This is a genomic window from Gemmatimonadota bacterium, assembly GCA_040388625.1.
Lineage (GTDB): Bacteria > Gemmatimonadota > Gemmatimonadetes > Gemmatimonadales > Gemmatimonadaceae > Fen-1247.
Window position 1 is genome coordinate 42606 of record JAZKBK010000001.1, and the last position, 26959, is coordinate 69564.

23 protein-coding genes and 1 tRNA gene are annotated in these 26959 nt (G+C 62.2%); 21 read left to right on the forward strand and 3 right to left on the reverse strand.

Features of this window, described 5'->3' with window-relative positions; genetic code table 11:
- Positions 1–28: 28 nt before the first annotated feature.
- The 19 genes from ffh (at position 29) to V4529_00280 (ending at position 21233) form a co-directional block, all read left to right on the forward strand.
- The gene (gene ffh, locus V4529_00190; GenBank protein ID MES2356745.1) at positions 29–1366 is read left to right on the forward strand and encodes a signal recognition particle protein; all 1338 of its coding nucleotides are present in this window, start codon (positions 29–31) and stop codon (positions 1364–1366) included.
- Positions 1367–1456: 90 nt separating this feature from the next.
- Positions 1457–1813, forward strand: coding sequence for a 30S ribosomal protein S16 (gene rpsP / locus V4529_00195; GenBank protein ID MES2356746.1), 357 nt, complete (start codon positions 1457–1459; stop codon positions 1811–1813).
- Positions 1814–1873: 60 nt separating this feature from the next.
- A complete protein-coding gene (gene rimM / locus V4529_00200; GenBank protein MES2356747.1) occupies positions 1874–2431 on the forward strand; it encodes a ribosome maturation factor RimM in 558 nt (185 codons plus the stop codon).
- Between the two features lie 39 nt (positions 2432–2470).
- Positions 2471–3106: a tRNA (guanosine(37)-N1)-methyltransferase TrmD gene (gene trmD, locus V4529_00205; GenBank protein MES2356748.1), complete on the forward strand. Its 636-nt coding sequence runs from the start codon at positions 2471–2473 to the stop codon at positions 3104–3106.
- A gap of 206 nt (positions 3107–3312) precedes the next feature.
- Positions 3313–3909, forward strand: coding sequence for a Uma2 family endonuclease (locus V4529_00210; GenBank protein ID MES2356749.1), 597 nt, complete (start codon positions 3313–3315; stop codon positions 3907–3909).
- Between the two features lie 103 nt (positions 3910–4012).
- Complete coding sequence (gene rplS / locus V4529_00215; protein MES2356750.1) at positions 4013–4387, forward strand: 50S ribosomal protein L19; 375 nt, start codon at positions 4013–4015, stop codon at positions 4385–4387.
- The gene (locus V4529_00220) at positions 4387–5004 is read left to right on the forward strand and encodes a ribonuclease HII (GenBank protein ID MES2356751.1); all 618 of its coding nucleotides are present in this window, start codon (positions 4387–4389) and stop codon (positions 5002–5004) included. The genes rplS and V4529_00220 overlap by 1 nt, the downstream gene beginning before the upstream one ends.
- 11 nt (positions 5005–5015) lie before the next feature.
- Positions 5016–5486 (forward strand): 5-(carboxyamino)imidazole ribonucleotide mutase, encoded by a 471-nt coding sequence (purE, locus tag V4529_00225; GenBank protein ID MES2356752.1) that lies wholly within the window; start codon positions 5016–5018, stop codon positions 5484–5486.
- Positions 5455–6666 (forward strand): 5-(carboxyamino)imidazole ribonucleotide synthase, encoded by a 1212-nt coding sequence (locus V4529_00230; protein ID MES2356753.1) that lies wholly within the window; start codon positions 5455–5457, stop codon positions 6664–6666. Before purE ends, V4529_00230 begins: the two co-directional genes overlap by 32 nt.
- Positions 6667–6678: 12 nt before the next feature.
- Positions 6679–7329: a MarC family protein gene (locus tag V4529_00235; GenBank protein ID MES2356754.1), complete on the forward strand. Its 651-nt coding sequence runs from the start codon at positions 6679–6681 to the stop codon at positions 7327–7329.
- Positions 7326–10856 carry a glycosyltransferase gene (locus V4529_00240; GenBank protein MES2356755.1) on the forward strand — a complete coding sequence of 1177 codons (3531 nt, stop codon included), beginning with the start codon at positions 7326–7328 and terminating at the stop codon, positions 10854–10856. Before V4529_00235 ends, V4529_00240 begins: the two co-directional genes overlap by 4 nt.
- Positions 10857–11103: 247 nt before the next feature.
- Positions 11104–12513: a serine/threonine-protein kinase gene (locus tag V4529_00245; protein ID MES2356756.1), complete on the forward strand. Its 1410-nt coding sequence runs from the start codon at positions 11104–11106 to the stop codon at positions 12511–12513.
- Between the two features lie 223 nt (positions 12514–12736).
- Positions 12737–14212, forward strand: a complete 1476-nt coding sequence (locus tag V4529_00250) for a TolC family protein (protein ID MES2356757.1) — start codon at positions 12737–12739, stop codon at positions 14210–14212.
- A complete protein-coding gene (locus tag V4529_00255; protein ID MES2356758.1) occupies positions 14209–15456 on the forward strand; it encodes an efflux RND transporter periplasmic adaptor subunit in 1248 nt (415 codons plus the stop codon). Before V4529_00250 ends, V4529_00255 begins: the two co-directional genes overlap by 4 nt.
- On the forward strand, positions 15453–18572 hold the full coding sequence (locus tag V4529_00260; GenBank protein ID MES2356759.1) for an efflux RND transporter permease subunit: 3120 nt from the start codon (positions 15453–15455) through the stop codon (positions 18570–18572). The genes V4529_00255 and V4529_00260 overlap by 4 nt, the downstream gene beginning before the upstream one ends.
- Positions 18573–18635: 63 nt before the next feature.
- Positions 18636–19676 (forward strand): acetamidase/formamidase family protein, encoded by a 1041-nt coding sequence (locus V4529_00265; GenBank protein ID MES2356760.1) that lies wholly within the window; start codon positions 18636–18638, stop codon positions 19674–19676.
- 134 nt (positions 19677–19810) lie between these two features.
- Positions 19811–19884, forward strand: a tRNA-Lys gene (locus V4529_00270).
- Positions 19885–19964: 80 nt separating this feature from the next.
- Entirely contained in the window at positions 19965–20255 is a 291-nt protein-coding gene (locus V4529_00275) for a hypothetical protein (protein ID MES2356761.1), read from the forward strand.
- 141 nt (positions 20256–20396) lie between these two features.
- Complete coding sequence (locus tag V4529_00280) at positions 20397–21233, forward strand: carboxypeptidase regulatory-like domain-containing protein (GenBank protein ID MES2356762.1); 837 nt, start codon at positions 20397–20399, stop codon at positions 21231–21233.
- Between the two features lie 63 nt (positions 21234–21296).
- On the opposite strand, the gene V4529_00285 is transcribed toward V4529_00280, so the two are convergent.
- Positions 21297–22130 (reverse strand): metallophosphoesterase, encoded by an 834-nt coding sequence (locus V4529_00285; GenBank protein MES2356763.1) that lies wholly within the window; start codon positions 22128–22130, stop codon positions 21297–21299.
- 97 nt (positions 22131–22227) lie between these two features.
- On the opposite strand from V4529_00285, the gene V4529_00290 reads away from it, so the two are divergent.
- Both V4529_00290 and V4529_00295 read left to right on the forward strand, forming a co-directional pair.
- On the forward strand, positions 22228–23112 hold the full coding sequence (locus tag V4529_00290) for a nucleotidyltransferase (GenBank protein ID MES2356764.1): 885 nt from the start codon (positions 22228–22230) through the stop codon (positions 23110–23112).
- Positions 23113–23239: 127 nt separating this feature from the next.
- Complete coding sequence (locus tag V4529_00295; GenBank protein MES2356765.1) at positions 23240–25306, forward strand: ATPase, T2SS/T4P/T4SS family; 2067 nt, start codon at positions 23240–23242, stop codon at positions 25304–25306.
- A gap of 12 nt (positions 25307–25318) precedes the next feature.
- Here V4529_00295 and moaC read toward each other — a convergent pair whose 3' ends face one another.
- Both moaC and V4529_00305 read right to left on the reverse strand, forming a co-directional pair.
- The gene (gene moaC, locus V4529_00300) at positions 25319–25822 is read right to left on the reverse strand and encodes a cyclic pyranopterin monophosphate synthase MoaC (protein MES2356766.1); all 504 of its coding nucleotides are present in this window, start codon (positions 25820–25822) and stop codon (positions 25319–25321) included.
- Positions 25819–26889: a hypothetical protein gene (locus V4529_00305; GenBank protein ID MES2356767.1), complete on the reverse strand. Its 1071-nt coding sequence runs from the start codon at positions 26887–26889 to the stop codon at positions 25819–25821. Before V4529_00305 ends, moaC begins: the two co-directional genes overlap by 4 nt.
- Positions 26890–26959 lie beyond the last annotated feature (70 nt).

Below are 26959 nucleotides of genomic sequence, written 5' to 3' on the forward strand. Positions count from 1 at the left end.
GAGCGGTCCGCCCCCTTATCTTTCAGGGATGTTCGAAGAACTATCCGATAAACTCGAAAACACCTTCGCCAAGCTGCGTGGGCGTGGCGTTCTCACCGAAGCCGATATCAAGGAAGGCCTCCGCGAGGTGCGCCGCGTTCTGCTCGAAGCGGACGTGTCGTTCACGCTCACGCGCGAGTTTCTCGAGCGCGTCGAGGCCAAGGCTGTCGGCATCACGCAGCTCAAGAGCGTCTCGCCGGCGCAGCAGCTCATCAAGGTCGTCTACGAAGAGCTCACCGCGATGCTCGGCGAGCGTCGCGAAGGGCTCAAGCTGTCGTCCATTCCGCCGACCGTGGTGATGCTCGTCGGCCTCCAGGGATCGGGCAAGACGACCACCGCAGGCAAGCTCGCTCTCAAGTTGAAAAAGGAAGGCCGCGCTACGCGTCTCGTCGCTGCCGACGTCTATCGCCCCGCGGCTATCGATCAGCTCGAAACGCTCGGCAAGCAGCTCGACGTTCCCGTGTACGCCGATCGCTCGACGCAGGACGTCGTGCGCATCGCGAAGGCCGGAATCGAGGAAGCGAAGCGCGAGCGCGACCGTGTCGTCATCGTCGATACCGCCGGCCGCCTGCAGATCGACGAGTCGATGATGCAGGAGCTGCAGCGCCTGAAGAAGGAAATCCAGCCGACCGAAATCCTGCTCGTCGCCGATGGCATGACCGGTCAGGATGCAGTGCGCATCGCCGAGGGATTCGACAAGGCGCTCAACGTCACAGGCGTCATCCTCACCAAGATGGACGGCGACGCGCGCGGCGGTGCCGCGCTCTCGATCTACGGCGTCACCAAGAAGCCGATCAAGTACATCGGTGTCGGCGAGAAGTCCGATGCGCTCGAGGATTTCTATCCCGACCGAATGGCCGGACGCATTCTGCAGCAGGGCGACGTGCTCACGCTGGTCGAGAAGGCCCAGGGCGCGTTCGATGCCGCAGAGGCCAAGAAGCTGGAGAAGAAGGTCCGCAAGGAAGGAATGGACCTGGCCGATTTCCTCACAGCGATGAAGCAGATCGAGAAGCTCGGCCCGCTGGAAGGAATCCTCAAGATGCTGCCTGGCGTCAATACCAAGGCCCTCAAGCAGATGAAGACGGAGCCCAAGCGGCTCAAGCACGTCGAGGCGATGATTCTGTCGATGACCCCTGCTGAGCGACGGGATCCCAGTCTGCTGAACGGATCCAGGAGAGCCCGGGTAGCCCGCGGCTCGGGCCGAACCATCCAGGAAGTGAACCGGCTCCTGGAGCAGTTCCGTGACATGCAGAAGATGATGAAGAAAATGGGCACCAAGCCCGGTGGCCGGATGCCGGCACTGCCGGGCATGTTCGGGATGCGTTAATTTCATCAGGCTGTACCGGATGCGCCGCGGAAACTCCGCGGACGCGATGAGTCCGGCGTTCGACCCGCTACCTCATAAAGGGAGTATCACATGGTTCGTATCCGTCTCCGCCGCATCGGCCGCAAAAAGGCACCGGTGTATCGTATCGTCGTCGCAGACTCGCAGAGCCCGCGCGATGGCAAGTTCATCGAGATCATCGGTCAGTATGCTCCTCGCCAGACCGAGGGCGGGTTGAACGTCAATGAGGATCGCGCCAACTACTGGATGAACGTCGGCGCTCAGCCGAGCGACACGGTTCGGTCGTTGCTGCGTCGCGCTGGTATTCTCAAGCGCCGTCACGAGCTGCGCACCGGACGCGTCGTAACCTCCAAGGCCGCTCCGGTCGAAGAGCAGCCCGATCTGTCCAACGTCATTCCGATCAACGAAGAGCCGGCCGCCGAAGCGTGATGCTTCAGCGCGCATAAATTGCAAGGCCGGCCCCGTGGCCGGCCTTACTTTTTTTCATTGATGCCAGATAACGCATTCGCCATCGTCGGTCGAATCCGGAAGCCGCAGGGTATTCGCGGCGACGTGACCGTCGAGCTGCTCACCGACGAGCCTGCGCGTTTCTTCGCGCCTGGAAGTCGCGTCTTCGCAGGAACGATAACGGGCGATATCGCACAGCATCCATCCGATCGCAGGAACCCGCTGAGCCGGGAGGAGCTGCGTGTGGAGGACGCCTCACCGTACAAGGGCGGTCTCGTCGTGAAGTTCGACGCGATACCGGATCGCACTGCCGCCGAGATGTGGCGTCAGCGGTATCTGCTCGTGCCTGCGGATGAACTGACCCCGCCGAGCGGCGACGAGGTATTCATGCACGATCTCATCGGAATGCACGTACGCGGCGATGATGGAACCGAGATCGGTGAAGTGACTGGACTGTACGAATTGCCGCAGGGACTCACGCTCGATGTTAAGCGCGAGGGCGGGGACGTCCTCGTCCCGTATCGTCCATCGGTCGTACGTGAAGTCGATCTCGATGCGCGTGTGGTGCTCGTCGAGATGTCGTCCGGATTGTTCGAGTGACGTCACACTCACGTCGCGCGTGACCGCAATGCGATCAACATGCTGACGATAAACGTCGTAACGATATTCCCCGATTTCTTCACGACGCCGCTCGCGCTCAGCATTCCGTCACGCGCTGCTGCGGCTGGTTCCGTGAAGTACAATGTCGTCGACCTGCGCGATTTCACGCACGATCGTCACCGCACGGTGGATGATTATCCCTACGGCGGCGGCCCCGGAATGGTGATGAAACCGGACCCATTCTTCGAAGCGGTCGATGCACTTGGTGCGAGCGCTCCGATTGTACTGCTGTCGCCGCGCGGGCGCCGCTTCGACCAGTCGGATGCGGTACGATTTGCAAGCGGCACCGATCTCACGCTACTGTGCGGTCACTACAAGGACGTCGATCAGCGCGTCGCCGATCATCTCGCCACGGAGGAGCTGTCACTCGGTGACTTCGTCGTGAGCGGCGGGGAAGTCGCCGCACTCGCGATCATCGACGCGACCGCGCGCCTCTTGCCCGGGGCCATGTCGGACCTCGAGAGCGCCTACGGCGATTCGTTCTACGACGGCCGCGGAATTTCCGCACCGAGCTACACGCGGCCGCCCGAGTTCAGAGGTCACGCGGTCCCGGAAATTCTGTTGTCCGGCGATCATGCGAAGATCGCCAGGTGGAAGAAGGAGCAGGAGCGGTAGGCGCAGGCTGCAGAGTGGGGAGATCCGAACATCGACGTCGCGTACGACGACCTGTGGCAGTTGTTGATGGATGGGTTGTGCGTCGCGAAGAATCCCGTTGCGTGCGTATGATGATCGGCGACGAGAGATGCTGGAGCCACATCCCGGACGGCGTCGCAACATTGGCGTATGCCTACTTGCCCACTCGGCGCCGAGGAGCCTATTGTATGTCTATGGCAGTCGTTATCGACACCAATCACAAGCATTGGACCGCGGCTGATCTGCGTGAGATTCCAGACGACCGGAATCGGTACGAGATCATTGACGGTGAGCTGTTCGTGACGCCGTCTCCGTCCATGGGTCACCAGGGCATCGCCGCGGAGTTCTTCGCACGCCTGCATGCGTATCTTCGCGATCGGCATGTCGGGAATGTCTACTTCGCCCCGGTGGACATTCACTTTTCCGACGACACGGTGGTTGAGCCCGATCTGTTCGTGGTTCCTCTCGTCGATGGAAGAAGGGCCCGGTCCTGGGAAGAAGCTGGTCGGCTGCTGCTTGTGATCGAGATTCTTTCGCCCAGCACGGCGCGAGCCGACCGGACGGTGAAGCGGCACAAGTATCAGCGCGGTGGCGTACCAGAGTATTGGATCGTTGACGGTGATGCGCGGGTGGTGGAGCGTTGGAAGCCGGAGGACGATCGGCCGGAGATCATATCGGAAACGCTTGCGTGGCAGGCTGACCACGAGGTGCCGGCGCTGACGATCGACCTGAAGGGGTTATTCGCGGGCGCGCTCGGCGATCAGGGTCTATCGGCCGGCGGGTAGCTCGACAGCCGGCGTCGCGACGCCAGTAGGGATGGCCCCCTTCCACCAGCCCCATCTCCCGGCTATGTTTTGAGACTGTCCCCGAAAACGCCGAGAAGATCCCATGCACGCCTTTAGCGAAACCCAGAAAGAGTGGCTCCGTACCGATGTTCCCCCCTTCCGGGCCGGCGATACGGTGCGCGTGAACGTCCGGGTCAAAGAGGGTGACAAGGAGCGCGTTCAGGCTTTCGAGGGCGTCTGCATCGCCCGCCGCGGCGCTGGCGTCTCGGCCAGCTTCACGGTTCGGAAGATCTCGAACGGCATTGGCGTCGAGCGCATTTTCCCGCTCCATTCGCCCATGCTTGCCGACATCGCAGTCGTCCGCCGCGGCCGTGTCCGCCGCGCCAAGCTGTTCTATCTCCGGGCACTAACGGGCAAGGCCACGCGCATCAAGGAGCGCAAGGCCAAGCCAGCGACGGCACAGGCCGCCAACGCCTGATGCGGTGGGGCCCTGTGGAGCGTGAACTGCGCTCCGCCGGTGGGCTCCTTCTGGCTGGAGTCGACGAAGTCGGACGGGGCCCCCTTGCGGGCCCCGTTGTCGCATGTGCCGTCGTCATGGACCCCGACGCCGCCACCATAAATGGCGTCGCCGACTCCAAGACCGTGGGTGCCGCCGCGCGCCGCGAGCTGGCGGTGAAGATCCTGGATCGTGCGATCTGTGTCGGATTGGGGGCTGCGTCGGTTCGTGAGATCGACAGCTTAAACATCTACCACGCGAGCACGCTCGCGATCCGGCGGGCGATCGGGAAGCTTCGCATCGTCCCGAATCACGTGCTGATCGACGGCAACCCCATTCGCGCGCTCGAGGTGGAGCATCGAGCGATCGTGGGTGGAGACGCGACCTGCTACAGCATCGCGTGCGCATCGATCGTCGCCAAGGTCACCCGCGACAGATTGATGGTCTCCCTCGCGCGACGATATCCAGCGTATCTTTGGGAGCACAACGTTGGTTACAGCACCAGCGCGCATCTGTCGGCTCTCAACTCCGCGGGACCGACCGTCCATCATCGCAAGAGCTTCGGTCCAGTCGCACAGTGTCAGTTTCAACTCCGGTAATAGGCGTCATCATGGGGTCGCAGTCGGACTGGGAGACGATGTCCCACGCCGCGACCACCCTGGAGCAGCTCGGCGTTCCGTTCGAGACGCGTGTCGTGAGCGCTCATCGAACGCCGGACTTGCTGTTCGAGTACGCATCGACTGCGGCAGAGAGAGGACTAGAAGTGATCATCGCTGGCGCTGGCGGCGCGGCGCATCTTCCCGGCATGTGCGCGTCGAAAACGTTGTTGCCGGTGCTCGGCGTTCCCGTCGAGTCCAAGGCGTTGCACGGGATGGATTCACTTTTGTCGATAGTGCAGATGCCGGCTGGAGTTCCAGTCGGCGCGCTTGCGATCGGGCGCGCGGGAGCGATAAACGCTGCGTTGCTCGCGTCTGCAATCGTCGCGAACAGACATCCCGAGTTTCGCGATGCGCTGAGTCGGTTCCGGGCGGAACAGACGCGGAAGGTGCTTGATTCCCCTGAACCGCGAGGGGCCGCTTGATGTACTGGATGGTGCGGCGGCTCCTGCGCTGGTTGGTCGGCTGGCTCATTCCGTGACCGGACCGTCGCAACGCGATGGCACAACCATGCGGGTCGGAATTCTCGGTGCTGGCCAGTTGGGACAGATGCTTGCGCTGGCCGGAATCCCGCTGGGGATGCGCTTCGACTTTTTCTCGCCAACGCCTAGCGCGTCCGCCGCGGCTGTCGGCAACGTGATCATCGGCGAGTACGATGATATCGCGGCGCTGCGGGAGTTTGCGCGCAATGTCGACGTTGTCACGTACGAGTTCGAGAATGTATCGTCGGACGCCGTCGCAGAAATCGAGCAGATGTGTCCTGTATGGCCCCCGCGTTCTGCACTCGTGACGTCGCAGGACCGCGGGCTCGAGAAGCAGGAATTCGCGCGACTCGGAATTCCGATTGCGCCGTACCGGCTGATCGACTCGCTCGCCGATCTGGAAAGTGCCGTCCGCGATGTGGGGGTGCCGGGCATCCTCAAGACGCGCCGCTTCGGATACGATGGAAAGGGACAGGTGAGGATCACGGCGCGCAGTGACGCCGAGTCCGCATGGAACGCACTGGGCCCCGTTCCGCTGATATATGAAGGGCTGGTACAGTTCGAGCGGGAGCTGTCTGTGATCGCAGTGCGATCCGCCGATGGAAAGACGCTGTGCTATCCGGTCGCCGAGAACCATCATCGGGACGGGATTTTGCGGACGTCGTTCGCGCCGGCCGACAGGCTGAGCGACGCCAAGCGTCATCAGGCGGAGAGCTATGCGCGCGCGTTGCTGGCTGCGTTCGGATATGTCGGTGTCTTCGCGATCGAGATGTTCGATACGGCGTCCGGCCTGGTAGCGAACGAGATGGCCCCGCGGGTGCACAATTCCGGCCACTGGACGATCGAGGGTGCGGAGACGAGTCAGTTCGAGAATCACGTGCGCGCAGTGTGCAATTTCCCGCTTGGCGAGTGCGCTCCTGTCGGGTATTCCGCGATGTTCAATCTGATCGCAGAGCATCCGGATACGGCAAGCGTGCTGGCCATTCCCGATACGCATCTTCACCTGTACGGAAAGAGCGAGCGGAGCGGGCGCAAGCTTGGACATGTCACCATCAGATCGCGGACTCGCGAAGATCTGCAGCGGCACGTCGCGTCGCTGCGTGCGATTCCGCGTATCGTCTAGGCGGCTGCGCCCTTGATCAATCAGTCGACCGTCGCGTTCACGACGCTCGCGTTCACATCGCTTCTCGCGATCGTGAATCCATTGAGCGCAGTTCCACTTTACGTTACAGCGACTTCCGATCTCGACGACAAGCAACGTGCGTCCACGCTCCGGCTCGCCGTTGCAACCGGAATAATCGCGCTGGTCGCATTTGGACTCGCGGGCACGTACATACTGCGTTTCTTCGGAATAACTACGTACGCGTTCCGCATTGCCGGCGGAATCATCTTCCTTGGAATCGGCAGCGACATGCTCAAGGCGCGACGATCGCGCGATCGAACCAGCCGCGGTGAACAGGAGGCCGCCGAGCAGAAGGCGGAGGTCGGGATCATTCCTCTTGGAATACCGACACTCGCCGGGCCGGGCTCCATTACCACTGTGATCACGCTCACTGCACAAGCGGACACGCGTATGGAGCTGGTGGGTCTGTACGGCGCGATCGTTGCGGTGATGGTTCTGTCGTGGATGGTGTTGGCCGTGGCGCCATTCATCGTTCAACGCGTCGGCCGTACCGGAATGAACGTGATGACGCGGTTGATGGGTCTCCTTATCATGGTAATTGGTGTGCAGTTCATCATCGAGGGTGTCCGGACTGTTGCACTCGACATCCTGCGTCACGCGTGACCGACGACTATCTGGACGACGAGGAACCGTCCGGCCCCGTATTTCTGGATAGAACCGGGCGCCGCTGGCCGCGCGTGCGTCGTTTGGCGACAGTGATTGGCGTGGTGACCACGCTGCTGTTGCTGTCACTTGCAGGTATCATGGTTCTCGCGCCGCCTGCGCTGCCCGCGTTTCATCCTGCTCAGACAACCGTCACGCCGCGGTTCGTCGGTGCGCGCGAAAACAGACGCCGCCGGACCAAACGCAGCGAGCTGTATGCCGCGCTCCAGGTGCAGAAGACTGCCCGTTCCATTCGCAAGGCCGCCGCCGCGATCGAGCGTGAGTTGACCGGAGTGCCGAGTGCGCGTCAGATACGCGCCGGTTTCTACGTGTGGTGGGCCGACAACTCGTTTGCGTCGTTCCAGCGCAACTATGACGATCTCGACTGGATAGTATCGGAGTGGGGGTACCTGTCGGCTGCTGGCGACAGCGTCGATCTAAGCATGATTCAGAAGGACACCAGCTTTTTCGGCATGTACGACTCGATTCCGTCGCCGCCGAAGGTGCTGCTCCTCGTCAACAACATAGATCGCAAGACGCAGTTGTTCAGCTCGGCGGGGGTTACGGCGATGCTTGCGACGCCCGTCGCGCGGAGCAAGGTGGAGAATCAGATCGTCGGCGCAGTTCTGCACTACAAGTTCGCCGGTGTGACGATCGACTTCGAGAACGTGCCGGAGAGCTCCACCGCCAATCTGGTGCTGTTCCAGCGCGAGCTTGGCGCGATGCTGCATGCGCACAAGTTGATGCTGACGCAGACGGTAGGAGTCAACACCGCCCCGCGCGACCTGAAGGAGTTCTCCGCGGTCAACGACTATCTCTTTCTGATGCTCTACGACGAGCACTATGGAAAGGGCGACCCCGGGCCGGTCGCGAGCCAGCAGTGGTACGTCGATCGTGCGCGCGAGATGTTGCGAAGCGTGCCGGCGAAGAAGGCGATCTTCGCACTTGGTGCCTACGGCTACGATTGGAACGACGCGGGGCCGGCGAATTCGGGCGAGTCGTACACGTTTCAGGAAGTGCTTGCCAAGGGGCGCGATAATCCGGGCAGCTCTCACATGGGCTTCGACCGGGAAGCGCTCAACCCTTACATGACCTGGACCGACCCGGATTCCACCGACCATCTCGTATGGTATCTCGACGGGGCGAGCGCATACAATCAGGTGCGCGCAGAGCGCGCGCTGGGCGGAGCGGGCTATGCTGTCTGGCGGCTCGGCGCGGAAGACCCGGCGCTGTGGAAGGCGGTCGCTGAAGATCGCGTTGCAGACGCTGCGAGCGTGCTGTCGGACATTCCGGCTGGCTACGAGACCGAGTTCATCGGCGACGGCGAGATACTTCAGATCGTTGCATCGCCGCGCACTGGACGACGCGTCGTCACACCAGACACCTCACGCGGGGTGATCACCAACGAGCGGATCGTCGACTACCCGTCGCCCTACATCGTCCGGAAGTACGGCAAGTCGGAGCACGAGGTCACGCTGACTTTCGACGACGGTCCCGATGGGACATGGACACCGCAGATTCTCGACACGCTCGAGTCCAGACACGTGATCGGAACGTTCTTCGTGATCGGGCGCAACGTCGAGGCGCACATACCGTTGATGCGACGGATAGTGCGCGAAGGGCATCTGTTCGGCAATCACACATTCACGCATCCCAATCTCGCGCTGACGTCCGATTTCGTCACCAAGCTCGAGATCGACGCGAACCAGCGATTGCTCGAAGCGATTCTGGATCGTCGCTCGTTCTTCTTCCGGCCGCCGTATTTCGGCGATGCCGAGCCCACGACTACAGACGAACTGGTCCCAGTCGACATTGCGAGCAAGCGCGGCTACGTGACGGTTGGTCTGCATATCGACGCCGAAGACTGGCAGCCGATATCGGCGAATCAGATCGTCAAGAACGTCATGGATCAGCGCTACTACGGCGGCGTCGTGACTGCTGGCGGACTGCGCTCGGGTGGCAACGTGATACTGCTGCACGACGGCGGCGGCAATCGCGCTCAGACGGTGAAGGCGCTCGGTCCGATCATCGACTCGCTGCGCGCGCACGGGGATACGGTCGTTCCGCTCTCCCAGCTGGCGGGAATCTCCGAGCAGGAGGCGATCCCGGGACTTCCGCCTCGTAGCGCGGTGACACGCGGGATCGAGCTCGCCACGTTCTCATTCGTCAGTGGGCTCGAATGGACACTCTACTGGCTGTTTTTCATTGCAGTGGTGGTTGGCGCGATACGACTGGTCGTCATCATCATACTTGCGACATACCAGCGATATCACTCGCGCAAGCCTACGCCGGATTACACACCGTCGGTGACGATCATCGTACCCTCGTACAATGAAGAGCGCGTCATAGTATCGACCGTGAGGAGCCTGTTGAACCAGGAGTATCGCGGCGAGCTCAACATTCTGATCGTCGATGATGGATCGCCGGACGAGACGTTCAACGTTGCGCAGCGCGAATTCGGCGACGATCCACGCGTTACCGTGCTGCGCAAGGAAAATGGGGGCAAGGCCAGTGCGCTGAACTTCGGAATCGCGCGCGCTCGCGGCGAGATCATAGTATGCCTCGACGCCGACACGCAGTTCACGCCGACCACGGTCGAGCGGCTCGTCGCACCGATGAGCGATCAGAAGGTCGGAGCAGTTGCCGGAAATGCGAAGGTCGGTAATCGCCACAACATCGTCACGCGTTGGCAGGCGCTGGAGTACGTGACCAGCCAGAATCTTGAGCGGCGCGCATTTGCCGTGCTGAATGCAATAACCATAGTTCCCGGTGCTGTCGGCGCGTGGCGCAAGTCCTACGTGCAGGCGGTCGGCGGATTCAGCGATGACACGCTCGCGGAGGACCAGGATCTGACCTGGGCGCTGGGCGAGGAAGGGGTGCGAGTCACGTACGCCGATGACGCCATTGCGTACACGGAAGCGCCGGACACTCTCAGCACGCTGATTCGCCAGCGGTTCAGATGGTCATTCGGAACGCTTCAGTCGGTCTGGAAACACAAGAAGATCACCTTCCGGCCAAAGTACGGCGCCCTCGGGATGATCGCGATGCCGAACGTCTGGATCTTTCAGCTGTTCTACACCGCGATATCACCACTCGCCGACATCCTGTTCGCGTGGAGTCTCTTCTCGGTTCTGATTGCGCGTTACCAGCACGGTGACCGGTACGCGTTGAGCAATCTCGAAGACGTGCTGAAGTTGTACGTCATATTTCTCGTGGTTGACTGGCTTGCGGCCGTCGTTGCGTTCCTCATGGAGCCTGGTGAGGAAAAGGCGCTCACCTGGCTGGTGCTGATTCAACGCTTCGTTTTCCGGCAGACGATGTATTGGGTCGTGGTAAAGTCGATTGCGGCGGCGCTGCGTGGACACGTCGTGGGGTGGGGCAAACTGGAGCGCAAGGGAATGAATCTCCTGCCGACCAGCGCGCACGCGTCGAGTCATGCACCCACCCCGCCACCGGCGCAGGCCGTTCCACCCGGTCCAGTGGCGTGATGCGGCACGATGTCGTCGAGTGCATGCCGGCTCTCCGGGATGTGGCGTGCCCTGAGCGCACGCTGGATACAGGATACAGAAGCGCAAGGCATCGTCGAGCCATTTGTTCAGGTATCGGCGGAGATCGGTCACAACTGAGCCGTTAACGCGGGTCCGGGGTATTCGTCTCAGAGTTCGACAACCTGCGCAACCATTTTCGTTTCGGCGTCGTCTAATCGGAAACCACCTCGATCAAAGACAGCAACCAGTGACCTCCTCCATACCCGAAATCATGCGCGCCGAGCTTGGCGACGCGTATGTCATCGAGCGAGAGCTCGACGGAGGAATGTCATGCGTCTTTGTCGCCGAGGACCGTGAGCTGGCTCGCCGCGTCGTCATCAAGGTTCTGCACCCGCATCTCGCCGCGTCTGTTTCGGTCGAACGGTTCAGGCGCGAAATCCTCACGGTTGCGGGGCTCCAGCACCCGCACATAGTCGGGGTTCTTCGCACGGGCACTGCGGCCGGCTTGCCGTATTTCATCATGCCGTACGTCGACGGCGAATCCCTGGCCAGACGCATCGCATCGGGGCCCATGCCCGTGCGCGACGCCGTTGCGATTCTCAAGGATGTGGCTCGCGCGCTTGCATTCGCCCACGAGCGCGGCGTGGTGCATCGCGACATCAAGCCGGGAAACATCCTTCTCGCGGGTGGCTCGGCGATGGTCACGGACTTTGGCGTCGCCAAGGCGCTGTCGTCGGCGCGCCGCACCGGCCCGGACGCCGCAGGGCGTGGCCTGACGACCGACGGCGCGTCGATCGGGACGCTCCTCTACATGGCGCCAGAGCAGGCCGCCGCCGATCCGGACATAGACGGACGGGCTGACATCTACGCGCTCGGCGTCACTGCTTACGAGATGTTGACTGGCTCGCCACCATTCGCCGGTCTCTCGGCGCGAGCGATGCTGGCAGCGCGGATGAGCACGCTCCCGCCGGCGATCTCCACGGTTCGCTCCGACGTTCCGGCTGAGCTGAACGATCTCATCATGCAGTGTCTCGCGACCGATCCGGCCGATCGGCCAGCGAGTGCGCAGGACCTGGTCGATGCGCTTGAGCAGCCGGGCGTGGTCAGCGGAGAGTTTCTCAGGGCCGCGCACCCCAGAATGCGCCGGCGCGGACTGGCGGGAATTGCGGCGGGCCTCGCGCTCGTCGCCATTGTCGGTGCAGGCGTTGCGAGCAGCCGCAGCCATGCTTACGGCAGTGCGAGCGTGCGCACGGCGGCAATGGTGACGCCGCTGGGTGAGATTGCCGTCGTCCCGTTCGTGGACCTTGGCTCGGATGCGGCTGATTCGAGCGTGGCAATTGGGATAACCAATGCCGTTGCCGACAACCTCACGAAGTCCGCGCATCTCAAGGTGATCTCACCGACTGCGTCCGCTGCGCTCGTCCGCGGCATACGAGCCGGTACGACTTCGGTCAGCAAGACGCCTCCCAAGCTGCTGCTCGAGGGCACCGTGCAGCGTGAAGGTTCCAAGCTGCGGGTCACTGCACGGCTCAGCAACGCGTCGGATGGCGTGATGCGCTGGGCCGATGTGTACGATCGCGACGGCCGCGATCTGTTCAAGGTGACGGACGACATCGCTGCTGCGATCGTTGCATCCATCAAGCATCCTTCCGCCTAGCGCGCCTGTCTTCCGCGCGCTTTCGCCCCCCGGAAGTCGATCATAACAAATGTTGATGAATTCTTAGCATCGGCGATCGACGAATGCCGGCTCACTGGCGTGTGCGCTGCAACGGCGACGTTTGCGAACGATCGGTGTACGCCTTCTTGCCGAATTTGTCGTGCTTCGGCCACAGCGAGTGACGCTGTTCAAACGTACCGATTCGATGCCTCTTTCAAACCGATTGCGTACCTCCGCTCTTTCCATCGCAACTCTCTGTCTCGCAGCGTGCACATATGGGCCGCCGAGTGTCAACGGCGTTCCTGGAGCGCCAGCCTCGCCAAGTACGACCTGGACGCGCCCCAGCCACGGCATTCCTTCTGAACCACCGCAGACGGTTTCTGCACTTCCTCCCGACGTTCTCGAGCGCGCCAGCCAGCTGACCCTCGGCGATGTGATCGACGTCGCGTTGCGTAACAATCCCGTGACGCGCGTGTCGTGGGCGCAGGCACGAGCGGCCGCCGCGGAGTACGGATCGACGCGTGGTTCGTTTCTCCCGGCAATTAACGGATCCGCGACTGTGTCCAGGACCAAATCCGTTCCCGTGAACGGTGGGGAGTCGATCGAGCGCACGCAGGTCAATCCCGCGCTCACGCTGAGTTATCTGTTGCTCGACTTCGGTGGCCGCAGCGGCACGATCGACGAAGCACGACAGAATCTCTTCGCCGCCGATCTCACGCACAACGCGACGATCCAGAATGTAGTGCTGCAGGTCGAGACGGCGTATTTCACCTACATGGCGAACAGCGCGTTGCTGCGCGCTGAGCGTTCGGCGATCGCCGAAGCGCAGGCGAATCTCTCGTCGGCGCAACAGCGAGACAGCGTCGGTCTCGCGACCATCGCCGACGTTCTGCAGGCGCGGACCGCGCTGGCACAGGAACAACTCAATCTCGAATCCATCCAGGGCAGTCTGCAAACGGCGCGCGGCAATCTCGCGGCTGCGATGGGGATTCCCGCGAACGTGTCGTACGATCTCGGGCCACTGTCCGGCGCTGTTCCCGTACGCGCGGTATCGGTGACGGTGGATAGTCTGATAGCCGACGCGCTTGCGCGCCGACCGGACCTCGCCGCTGCTCGTGCTCAGGCGGCAGCGGCATCGGCGGAGATCAGAGTTGCCAAATCCTCGGCGTTGCCGGCGCTCACATTTGGAAGTACAGCCGGCAGGACCTACGCCGATCCGAGCAAGTACGGGGGCGGGTCGTACGGAATTAGTCTCGGTGTGTCGGTGCCCATCTTCAGCGGGTTCTCGCAGCAGTACAACATCGTCGCTGCACGTGCGCGTGCCGACGCGGCAACGGCTCAGGCTGACATCCTGCGGCAGGAAGTTACGACGCAGGTCTTCACGTCATATTACGGACTCCAGACAGCTGGGCAGAGAGTGATAACCGCGGATGCGCTGCTGGCGAGCGCAGAGCAGTCCGAGCAGGTCGCGGCGGGACGATACCGTGAGGGAGTCGGGAGCATCATCGACCTTCTCACGGCACAGTCCGCCCTGGCCAACGCGCGCGCGCAGCAGGTTCAGTCGCGCTGGCAGTGGTACACAGCACTGGCACAACTCGCGCACGATGCCGGAGTGCTCGGCACACGTGGCGAAACGCCATTCCCTTTCGTGTCGAGCACCGACACGACTCCAACGTCGCAGACCGTCCAGCATCCATGAGTTATAGACAGCAGTCGTCGTTAACAATATTCGTATCGATCGTGCTCGCAGCGGGCTGCTCGAAAGCCCCGCCGGAGAAGCAGCCAAAGGTCCCGGTGATCGTTGCCACAGCGCGACGGACCGCCGTGCCCTACACACTGACAACCAACGGAGTGGTCGAGCCACTTCAGACCGCCGCCGTCGAGGCACAGGTAGGCGGAATCCTGACGCGTGTCGCGTTCAAGGAAGGTCAGGTAGTCAAGGCTGGCGACGTTCTCTTCCAGATCGATGCGCGCCCCTACGTCGCGGCCCTGGATCAGGCCCGGGGCCAGCTCGCCCGCGATCAGGCACAAGCTGCGAGCGCGGCACGCGACTCGGTGCGGTATTCGGCGCTGGTACAGAAGGATTATGTAACCCGTTCCCAGGCCGATCAGATCGTTGCAACTGCTGCTTCGGCCGCCGCGACCGTGGACGCGGATCGCGCCGCTGTCGAGCGTGCACAGGTCGACGTGTCGAACTGTACCATCCGCGCACCGATTTCGGGCCGCACCGGCGCGCTCCTGGTTCGTCAGGGAAACCTGGTAAAGGCCAACGCATCGACTCCGATGGTCGTGATAAATCAGATCGAACCGATCCTGGTACGATTCTCGGTGCCGCAGGGCGATCTGCCTGATATTCAGCGGTACTTCGGAGCTGGCAAGCCGCTGGCCGTCCAGGCGCTCGCGTCCGAAGGGCCGGGATCGACACTGGACGGCACGCTCGCGTTCGTGGATAACGCGGTCGACTCGACTACCGGTACCGTTTTGCTCAAGGCCAAGTTCGAGAACAGCAAGTCGACGCTGTGGCCAGGCCAGTTCGTGGACGTGACGCTCCGGCTGTACATCGACCCGAACGCGCTCACCGTTCCGTCTGCGGCGGTACTCACGGGCCAGAACGGATCGTACGTATTCACCGTGGATAACGCCGGCGACGCGCGCCAACAGCCGGTGCAGGTCGTCAGAACCGCTGACACTCTCTCCGTGATTGGAACCGGGCTCAACGACGGCGATCGTGTAATAACGGACGGCCAGTCACGTCTGGTCGCGGGGTCCAAGGTCGTCATACGACCGGCGAGCGCCGCCGGAGCAACCCCACGAATTGCTGATTCCGGCGCGGCCGGCGCAGCCAACCCATATGCGCCGTCGGGATCGCCGTCGACTGCTGGCCAACCCTCTGGAACTGCAGGACCAGGGAGCGGTAGCAGCAAACCGGGGCACCGACCATGACAGCATTATTCATTCGACGGCCGATCATGACGACTCTCGTCATGGTCTCCATTCTGTTCTTTGGCGTCGTTTCATACCAGCGACTTCCGGTAAGCGACCTTCCATCAGTCGACTTCCCGACGATCAGCGTGAATGCGAATCTCCCCGGTGCAAGTCCGGAGACGATGGCATCATCCGTCGCCACGCCCCTCGAAAAGCAGTTCTCCACGATCGCCGGCATCGACAACATGACGTCGACGAGCCAGCTCGGATCGACTTCGATCACGATTCAGTTCACACTGGATCGCGACATCGACGCCGCCGCGCAGGATGTGAACGCGGCGATCTCGCAAACGCTGCGCAGATTGCCGCTCGGCATTCTCCCCCCGTCATATCGAAAGGTGAATCCGGCCGATTCGCCCATCCTGTATCTCGCGCTCACGTCCAACACGATGCCACTATCGCAGCTCGACGAGTACGGCGAGACAGTGATGGCGCAGCAGATCTCGATGACGCCGGGCATTGCGCAGGTAGTCGTGTACGGCGCACAGAAGTACGCCGTTCGTGTCCAGCTGGACCCCACGTCGCTGGCCAATCGCGGTATCGGGATAGACGAGGTCGCCAGCGCGATCAATTCGCAGAACGTGAGCATGCCAACGGGCACGCTCTGGGGCCCCAATCGCGCCCTGACCGTCGAAACCAACGGCCAGCTTCAGAACGCCGCGCAGTTTCGTCAGATGGTCGTGGCATATCGCGACGGTGCCCCGGTACACCTGAGCGAACTGGGCCAGGTGTTGGACGACGTCGAAAACAACAAGACGGCAAGCTGGTACAACGGCGACCGCGCGGTAGTGCTTGCGGTGCAGCGCCAGCCGGGTACCAACACCGTCGCGGTCGCGCAGGGCGTGAAGGATCTGCTCGCATCGCTGCGCACGCAGATCCCGGCGAGCGTCAAGATAAGCGTCCTCTACGACCGCTCTGCGTCGATCGAGGCGTCGGTCAATGACGTGAAGTCCACACTCGTGCTCACGCTGTTCCTTGTGATCATGGTGATCTTCCTGTTCCTGAGAAACATCTCGGCGACTGTCATCCCGAGTCTCGCGCTCCCGATGTCGCTGGTGGGAACGTTCGCCGTGATGTACCTGCTCGGCTACTCGCTGGATAATCTGTCGCTGATGGCGCTCACTCTCGCCGTCGGATTCGTCGTCGACGACGCGATCGTCATGCTCGAGAACATCGTGCGACACATGGAGATGGGAAAGACTCCGCTGCAGGCGGCGTTCGACGGATCCGCCGAGATCGGCTTCACGATTCTGTCGATGACCCTGTCGCTCACGGCGGTGTTCATCCCTCTCCTGTTCATGGGCGGTATTGTGGGCCGCCTGTTCCACGAATTTGCGGTGACCATCGGCGCGGCGATTCTTGTCTCCGGCTTCGTGTCGCTCACGCTGACGCCGATGTTGTCGAGCCGGTTCCTCAAGCCACCGTCGCACGACCACGGGCGCATGTTCAACGCCACGGAGCGTGCATACGAGAAGCTCGCCGGCGGATACACCAACAGCCTCGGCTGGGTGATGCGCCACCGGTTTGCGGCGTTGATGTTCTCGCTCCTGATACTCGTCGCCACCGGAGTGTTGGCCAAGGTCGTTCAGACCGGCTTCATTCCAACTCAGGACACAGGTCAGATCTCCGCTACAACAGAGGCGGCACAGGGAACGTCGTTCGCGGATATGGTCACGCACCAGAAGCAGATTGCCGACATCGTCGCGAAGGATACGAACGTGGCCGCGTACATGTCTTCCGTCGGCTCCGGTGGTGGCAGCGGAAATCAGGGGCGCATTTTTCTCAGTCTCAAGCCGTTCGGCCAGCGGCTGAGTGCTGATGAGATCGTCAACGAGCTGCGCCCCAAGCTTACCGGCGTTCCCGGCATGAACGTGTTCATGCAGGTGCCCCCCGCCATTCAGATCGGTTCCCGCTCGTCGAAGAGTCTGTATCAGTACACGATGCAGGGTCCTGATATCGCGGCACTGGATGCGGCCGCGGAAAAAATGGAAGTGCGCATGCGTGGCCTTCCCGAGTTGCAGGATGTGACGAGCGATCTGCAGATTGCCAATCCGCAGGTGAACGTGAACATCGACCGCGATCATGCGTCCGCACTCGGAGTCACTGCTCAGGATATCGAAACTGCGCTGAACGACGCGTACGGTTCGCGCCAGGTCTCGAACATCTACACGCCGAACAACGAGTACTTCGTCATCATGGAGCTGCTCCCGCAGTTTCAGCAGGATATCAACGCGCTGCGCATGCTGTACGTCAAATCGTCGGCGACGCACACACTCGTTCCGTTGAGTACGGTCGCGACGCTGACGCAGACAGTCGGTCCGCTCGCAATAAACCACTCTGGCCAGCTGCCGTCCGTTACAATCTCGTTCAACACGCGCCCCGGTTCGGCGCTCGGCGAGGCCACCAGCGCGATTCAGGCGGCGGCCGCCACCACCGTTCCTCCCGGCATAACCACGAGTTTCTCCGGTACCGCACAGGCATTTCAGCAGAGTCAGCAGGGGCTCGTTGCACTTCTCATCCTGGCGATCTTCGTGATCTACATGGTGCTTGGAATTCTCTACGAGAGTTTCATTCACCCGCTGACGATTCTCACGGGGTTGCCGTTCGCCGCCTTCGGCGCGCTGCTGTCGCTGTACATCTTCCACATGCCGCTCGACGTGTACGGCTTTGTGGGACTCATTCTGCTCGTAGGCATTGTGAAGAAGAACGCGATCATGATGATCGACTTTGCGATCGAAGCAGAGCGCAACGAGCACAAGAGTCCGGCGGACGCGATCGTCGAGGCGGCGAGCGTAAGATTTCGCCCGATCATGATGACGTCGATGGCCGCCCTCATGGCGACGCTGCCGATCGCGCTCGGGACCGGAGCGGGCGCCGAGTCCAGACGTCCGCTTGGTATCGCGGTGGTCGGGGGTCTCGCGTTCTCTCAGCTCGTCACGCTGTACGTGACACCGGTGTTCTACACGTACTTCGACGAGCTTCCCGGCAGGATTCGCGACATGGCCCGCAGCGTAACATCCAGGATACGCGGAACACGCGGCGCTCTCGCGCCGCGGACGGCACGGCCGGAATAGTGATATAATCGTCTCTGGTGCGATGCACGGGCATCGCGCCGGTCACCTTTACACTGTCCTAACATGTCGCGAATCGTGCCGCTTCTGGGGGCCATCGTGTGCGCATCGGCCAGCGTCGCCGCGCAATCGTCTCCCGTGTCACACACGCTGATGCCGAGCCCTACGACAGTTGCCTGGGGCTATTATGACGCAGCGGCGAAGCCAGTGCTGCACATCAATTCCGGAGATCAGATCGTCGTTGGCACACTGATAACCTCGAGCCCCACGCGTCTCGAAGGGGCGGGTGTTAAGCCGGCTGACGTGGAGCAGTCTCTGCGCGACATTTACGCCAAGGTCACCGACAAGGGGCCAGGCGGACACATTCTCACCGGCCCCATATACGTGAACGGGGCGGACTCCGGTGACGTGCTGGAGGTGCGCATAAAGAAGATCGATCTGGCGATTCCGTATGCGTACAACGCGTTCGGCGGGAAGAGTGGCTTTCTGCCCGAGGATTTCGGCTACTCCAGAATGCGCATAATTCCGCTCGACAAGCAGAAAATGCTCGCGCACTTCGCTGACGGAATCGACATTCCACTGCGACCGTTCTTCGGCAGCATAGGTGACGCGCCGGATCCCGCACTCGGCCGGCTCAACAGCGCGCCGCCGGGAATGCACGCCGGCAACCTCGATAACAAGGAGCTTGTCGCCGGCACTACACTGTATATCCCGGTCCACACCGCCGGTGCGCTGCTCGAGATCGGCGACGGACATGCAGGCCAGGGAAATGGCGAGGTGGACATCACTGCGCTGGAAACCTCGCTCGTCGGAACATTTCACGTGATTGTCCGTAAGGACATGCACCTTACGTGGCCGCGCGCCGAGACTCCGACCCACTGGATCACCATGGGCACCGACAAGGATCTCGTTACTGCGACCAAGACGGCGATCCGTCAGGCCATCGACTTCCTTATGAGCCGCGGGCTCAGCAAGGACGACGCATACATGCTCGTGAGTGTCGCCTGCGACGTCGATATTACTCAGCTCGTCGACGGGAACGTCGGTGTCCACGTGATGATTCCCAAGTCGATCTTCACGAAGGAAACGGCCACCGCCAAGAGGTAGCGCGTCGGATGACGTGAGAGAGATTTCGTCATTCCCGCGAAAGCGGGAATGACGACGGGTCGCCGGGTCCCGCGGCGGAATGCATCCGCCTCCGCCGGCAATTCGTTTAAATTCCCTTGCCGTAAGTGGATTTCGGGCGGGTAGCTCAGTTGGTTAGAGCAGGAGCCTTTTAAGCTTCAGGTCGTGGGTTCGATTCCCACCCCGCTCATTGTGGTTGGGCCGCTCCCAGCCCGCGCTCGCGACTTCGTCCTTGCCACGGGACCGCGGCGCCCGTAACGTCATTCTTCCATGAACGACACTGGCGGCCTCGACTCAGATCTACCGCAGCTTCCCGACCCAGGCGTTTCCGCTGTCACAGAGCGGGTCGAACATGTGAACGAACTCGTCCGGCATCTCTGGAATGCCATTCACGGGCTCAATCACATGGCGCCGGATGACACGCGCGATGAAGTGTCCGCAGCCCGAATCATGGTCCGCGATCTCAAGCGAGAGATCATGGAAAGCATCGAGCGGCTCCCAGCCGACTACGCCCGCGTCTACAACTCCGCGGTCATAGCTGTCTATTCACTTCTGCGATAGCACAGCGCGCCGAAGCGGCCATTCGTGCCGCAACGTAATCGTTGGGTGATGGTTTGCAGTTTGTACTGGCGCCGCTGCGATCCCACACCTATCGTGGTGTCTGTCAGACCCACCATCAGGATCTCCTGCGGCGAGGCTACGATGGATACGAAAGATCTGCTTTCGTCGTGGATCTGTTGCCGGCACGGATACAGCCGCGCGTTCATAACGGGATGCGTACTGGCGCTCGCTTTCGCCAGCTCGACCGGAGCCCAGCAACCCCTCGCTGGCGCGCCGACGACAAGGCCTCCTGACCAGGCTATTCAGCGACCTTCGTCGGTTCGCGGTCTCGTTCGGGACTCCGCCGATACTCCCATTCCATTTGCGACGGTCGTCTGGGGCGAAGCGCGCCAGGTCATCACCACCACTGACTCGGGCGAATTCTCGCTTACCGACATACCGGCCGGCAAGACGCGATTCACTATTCGGCGTCTCGGATACGTTCCCGTCGATTTCGATCTGATCCTCAAGCCTGGAACGATCAAGCCCGTCGTCGTACATCTCTCGCCCACCCCTCCATCGCTCACGACCGTCGACGTCGAAGCGGCGCGCGCGATGGGAACTGACCCGTATCGTGACGACCGGTTTCGGGCGACTGGATTCTTCGATAGAAAGGCACATCTCTCCGGCTACTTCATTTCACCCGACGAGGTCGAGCGGCGCCGGCCCACCTCGGTAAGCGACCTCATGTATGGTGTTCCAGGTGTGACGTTGATCGGCCGGCCGCATACGTCATCTGCACGCTATGTCTCCTCGAGCGATCATTGCCGTCTGCAGGTGTACCTGGACGGCCATCCTGTGCCGGACGGAGATGACTTCGTCGCCGGAAGCGACATCAAGGCGGTCGAGGTTTACAGTAGCCTCCTTCGCGCATCGGACAGATTTCTTCCGTCGCCGCAGAAGGGTTATTGCGGCAGTATCGTCGTCTGGACCAAGTAGCAGCGTACGTGATGTGCACGTGATGTGCACGTGATGTGCACCTAACGCGTCGCGGCAATACGCCTACGCGCTTCCGGTGGATCGCGTCGCCGTGCTGCCGCCGCGCCGCTCGGGGCCGATGTATGTGCGAGAGGAAATGTCGGTTGAATGCCCGCCGGGTCGTGCAGCCACTTCGATGAACTTCACCGGCATTGAATCGGGATTCAGCTTGAGCAGCAGTGGCATCGCGACGTTGTAGACCGGAACGCCGCCGCTCGTCGCTCCCTCAGGCGTACCGTTGTGCGCGTGACCATGCAGTACAGCAGCCACGGGATAGCGCGCCAACGGCTCTTCCAGTCTGCCGCATCCCAGGAACGGAAATATCTCGGGTGACTCGCCCACCACCGTTGCACGGACGGGCGAATAGTGCATGATCGCCACACGCGGCTCGGTGCGAATGCGCGCGAGCGCGGTCTCCAGTTTCAGCGCTTCGTGTATCGCCTCGTTGACGAAGCTCTTGACCTCCGCCTCGCCCCACGCGCCGAGCGTTCCGCTCCCGAAACCGCCCGCGAATCCCTTTGTGCCCGCGAATCCGACGCCGAGTATCTCCACCGCTTCGCCGTCGAGCACATGGACTCCGGCATCGTTCAGAATGTCGTGCAGCTCAGTCTGCTTCCCGGATTCGTAATCGTGATTCCCGAGCACGGCGACCACCTGCGCGCCAATTCCAGCAAGCTCCTTTACCAGCACGCGTGCCTCTTCCGGCAACCCATAGTCCGTAAGGTCACCGCATATCGCGATGACATCTGCACGCTCGGCGGCCGCAGCAAAGATCGGCTGCAAGGCCCCCTGCGAAGTCCGGCTGCAGTGAATGTCACTCATCGCGGCGATTCGCACGCGGTCGGGAGAAATTGGCATCAGTGGCGAAATAGACATGGTTTCGAACGATTGTTCATGAACTGCGAGCCCCACACTTGCAGCAGGCGCCTCCTCACCGTTCAACATTCGTTCCCATATGACCTCGACTTCAGCCGCCTTCGTCGACCAGATGGTTCCAGACAGTCAAGCCTCATCCGGTGATTTCGAGCGCCGCGCTGGCATCCGCAAGCCATCGAGGCAGGACGTGGCATCGCCCGCTGCTCAGGCGTTCTACGCCCGTGTGATGCGCATCCTAGGCGGCGCCGGTCTGGAATTCCTGGTGGGCGGAACCCATGCCTTCATGCCGTACACCGGTATCGAGCGGTCGTCCAAGGACTTCGACATCTTCGTCCGGGGCGACGACATCGAACCCGTGCTGGCAGTGCTTGCCCGGTCGGGACTCCGCACCGATATGGCCTTTCCGCACTGGCTCGCGAAGGTCTTCCACCGGCGCTACTTCGTCGACATCATCTTCAATTCCGGGAACGCGGTGACTCCGGTCGATGAGCAATGGTTCACCCGCGCCCGCGCCGGCACGGTACTCGGCGTGCCGGTAAAGCTGGTTCCGGCGGAAGAGATGCTCTGGTCCAAGGCGTTCGTCATGGAGCGCGAGCGATACGATGGCGCCGACGTCGTCCACATTCTCCGGTCTCGCGCGGAGCGGCTGGATTGGGACCGGTTGCTCGACCGGTTCGGCGAGAGGTGGCGGGTGCTGCTATTCAATCTCGTCCTTTTCGGGTTCGTCTATCCAGCCGAGCGGGCGCGCATTCCAGCGCGGGTCATGCGAATTCTCATGGAGAGATTGCGGGACGAGTTGGACAGCGACGCGCCCACTGGCCGGCTCTGTCAGGGCACGCTGATCTCGCGGGAACAGTACCTTCCGGACACCACCGCGTGGGGTTATGCGGACGCGCGCCAGCTCCCGATCGGCAACATGACGGCAGAGCAGATAAGCGACTGGACCGCGGCTATCGGCCGGTAATATCGGCAATATCGACCTGCAACACGGTCGCGGGATTGCTGCACGGTAAGTAGTTTGGGCTCGAATGCCGATCCTTGCATATTGATGCCTTATCGTTTGCAGTCCCGCGCCGGTTACCTTGCTACAGATGAATTGGCTGATTAACGCCGCCGACAAAGCTGGTTGGCAGGCCGCCTCCAAGCCAGCGATTGTGGCAAGCACCACTCTGGAATCCGCATGGCGCGCCGTGGCCAACGCTTACGCAGTATCGGAGGCAGAGCTCGCCTCCCAGGTGGCAGCGCTGTTTCGCATCCAGCCTGCCGCACTCGACGCCGTCGAACCGCGCGCCGTCAAGCTCGTTCCCGAGAAGACCGCGCGGAAACATCATGTTCTGCCGCTTCGTGAGTCACAGAACGAGATAGTCGTCGCGACCAGCGATCCCACCGACTACAACGCGGAGCAGGCTGTGCAGTTCACGGCTGGCCGTCGCGTGGTGCTGGAGGTCGCTCCCTATCAGGCGCTGCTGGACGCAATCAATGCACACTATTCGCCCGAGCGGGCGATGGAGGGGTTGCTGCGCTCGATGGACGTCACGTTGAGTGACGTCAAGGTGGTCGAGACGGAAGTAGCCGATCAGGTCGCGGCGAGCGAGGCAGACGCCGCGCCGGTGATTCAGCTCACGAACATGGTTCTGCATGCGGCAATCGCATGCAATGCGAGCGACATCCATCTCGAGCCCGGTCGGCATCAGGGTGTGGTACGGTTCAGAGTCGACGGCGTCATGCGACAGTACATGCAGATGCCGTTGATTGCGCTCACGCGCGTCGTGTCGCGCATAAAGGTCCTCGCCAAGCTCGACATCGCCGACAGGCTGCGTCCGCAGGACGGCCGCACGCGCGTGTCGATCGCAGGCCGCACATTCGACCTGCGCATCTCGACGGTGCCGACGCGCGAGGCGGAGAAGGCTGTCGTTCGCATTCTGAATCCTGACGCGTCGCGCTCGCTCGAAGATCTCGGAATTGCGGATCACGAGCTGGCGCGGCTCAAGTATCTGCTGTCGTTCCGTGAAGGCGTGGTCATCGTCACCGGGCCGACGGGATCGGGAAAGACGACGACGCTCTACGGCGGAGTGCGCGAGCTCGCCGCGCAGGCGATCAACATCATGACCGTGGAAGATCCGGTCGAGTACGAGCTGCCGGGTGTCACGCAGATTCAGATCGACCCGAAGCGGGACGTCACGTTCGCATCGGCGTTGCGCGCAATTCTCCGCCAGGATCCCGACGTCGTATTCGTCGGCGAGATTCGCGATGCTGAGACGGCCAGCGTCGCGCTGCAGGCTGCCGCAACCGGCCACCTCGTGTTGTCCACGCTTCACACCAACGATGCAGTCGGAGCGATACAGCGCCTGATCGACCTCGGTCTCGATCGCGCCGCCCTGGCTCCCGCGCTGCGCGGCGTGGTGGGACAGAGACTGATTCGCCGTTTGTGCAGTGTCTGTTCAATCGAGCAGCCCGAGCAACGCGATGCCGGCACCGTGCGCCTGGAGCGTGCATTCGGAGTGCGCCAGGCGCGTCGCGCCGTTGGCTGCAAGGAATGCGGTGAGACGGGCTATCGCGGACGCATTCCACTCGACGAAGTGTTGGTGAGCAGTCCCGACTTTCAGGAAAAGCTGACGCGCAATGCGCCCGCGCTCGATCTGCAACGCGCGGCGGAGAAGGGCGGGATGCGTCCCATTCGCGAAGTGGCACTCGGCCACGTCGTCGTCGGTGATACGACACTCGACGAAGTGGAACGCGTGCTCGGAGAGGGCGAAGGCCCACCCGAGAGAGGCGATGAACGTCCGCGCATTCTCGTCGTCGATGACGATCCCGTCACGCGCGAGCTGGCCGTTGGAGTGTTGAAGGCGACCGGATTCACGGTCGAGCAGGCAACGGACGGACAGGCCGCGCTGGATCTGCTCGCGCACGATTCACGATTCGCGCTCGTCACGCTCGACCTGAGCATGCCACGCGTGACAGGCCTCGACGTGCTGAGAAAGATGCGCGCGTCGGCGGCGACGGCGGGCGTGCCGATCGTTGTGCTTACGAGCACCGATGGTGAGGAGATGGAAATCAACCTCATGAACGAAGGCGCCGACGATTACCTGCGCAAGCCCCTGGACCCGGCGCGGTTCATCGCACGCATTCGTGCTGTGTTGAGACGGGCGGCCAACTAGACAGCGCTTTCCTCAAGCTCCAGCTGCGTACTCCCCCGATTTACCGCCGCTCTTTCGTAGCAGCCGCACGCCGCCAATGACCATCGATCTGTCCACGCTCTTCGCCATGTCGTAGATCGTCGCGAGCGCGATCGATACCGCCACGATCGCTTCCATCTCCACGCCGGTCGTTCCGGTGCTCACTGCAGTTGCCTCGGCGCGAATTCCGGAAATCGAATCGTCGATCGACAGCACGACGTCGACGTGCGACAACGCGATCTGATGACACAACGGAATCAGCTCGGCGGTTCGTTTCGCCGCCATGATTCCGGCGATCCGCGCAACTCCCAGCACGTCGCCCTTGGCAACCATGTTGTCGCGAATCGCGGCGACGGCGACGGCCGACATCGTGATGTTGCCGGCAGCAGTTGCAGTGCGAAGCGTGTCGGTCTTTGCGCTGACATCCACCATGTGCGCTTCACCGGCTTGGTTCGTATGAGTCAGACGCGGGTTATCCGGACGTTGGGCGGGAATCAAGCGGGCACCCCCTGCAGCGCATCGAGCAACGCGGCGGCTGTCAGTTGTGGACTCACGTTTCCATCGGCGCGCGCCTGCGCTTCGGTCACGGCGATGGTTGCTTTCGCCGCCGCGTATGCGCCGGCGGTGTCACCACTCGACAGCGAAGACTCTGCGCGCTCGCGCAGAAGCACGTTGAGCTCGGCGAGCATGTCGCTGAACGCCCCGCGCGCCCCCGCCGTGCCCTGCGCAAGCGCCGCAGCATAACGCTCGGCGCCGCGCGACGACGACGCCTGCAGCAGCTTGAGCGCAGCCGCGCGTGCGCTCGAAAGCGCGACAGCCGACAGCAGATCGCCCGGTGCGCCACGTGCAAGCGCGACGCGCTCCGTATCGCCGCGCGGAAGATCCAGCGAATCAAGCATCGCCTTCACATTCGGATCCCGAATGAACGCCAGCACTTCTGCGTCGGTGAGCGGCGCGCAGCGAATGCTCACGACGCGCGAGCGAACCGTGGGGAGCAGTGCGCCGGGCTCGCTCGATGTCAACAGAATCGTCGTGTCCGCAGGCGGTTCCTCCAGCAGCTTGAGAAACGCGTTCGCTGCCTGATCGGATCCCTCCTGCGCAACCATGCGCTCCGCGTCGCCCACGATGAAGACCTTGCGACGACCCATCGACGGCGACATCGCGGCCTTGCCGACAATTGTGAGCGTGGTCGCAAGAAAGATCGCCTCGCTCCCGGAAGGCCGCGGATACAGTCCATGACTCGCGATGCGTTCACTGCTCGACTCTCCCAGATCCTCGATGACATCGTCGGATGTCGCCGAGGAGTCGGTGAGACGCGGGCGTGGGTACACCCAGAAGACGTCGGGATGGCGCAACTCCAGCACACTCCTGCACGCCAGGCAGGTTCCACATGGCTTGTCGGAATGCTCACAGACGAGTAGCTGTGCGAGCCAGAGCGCCAGGCGCTGCTTCCCAATGCCACGTTGTCCTTCGAACAGAATCGAGCCGGGAAGCGTAGCGGCGTCGATCATTCGCCGCAGTCGCCGGCGAATGTTTTCGTGGCCGGTTAGAGGTACGATCGGCATGTCGGAAATATGGCACGGTGTGTGACGGTGTAGAGCAGCATAGATTCCTTGAAGAACACGCAAATCGTGA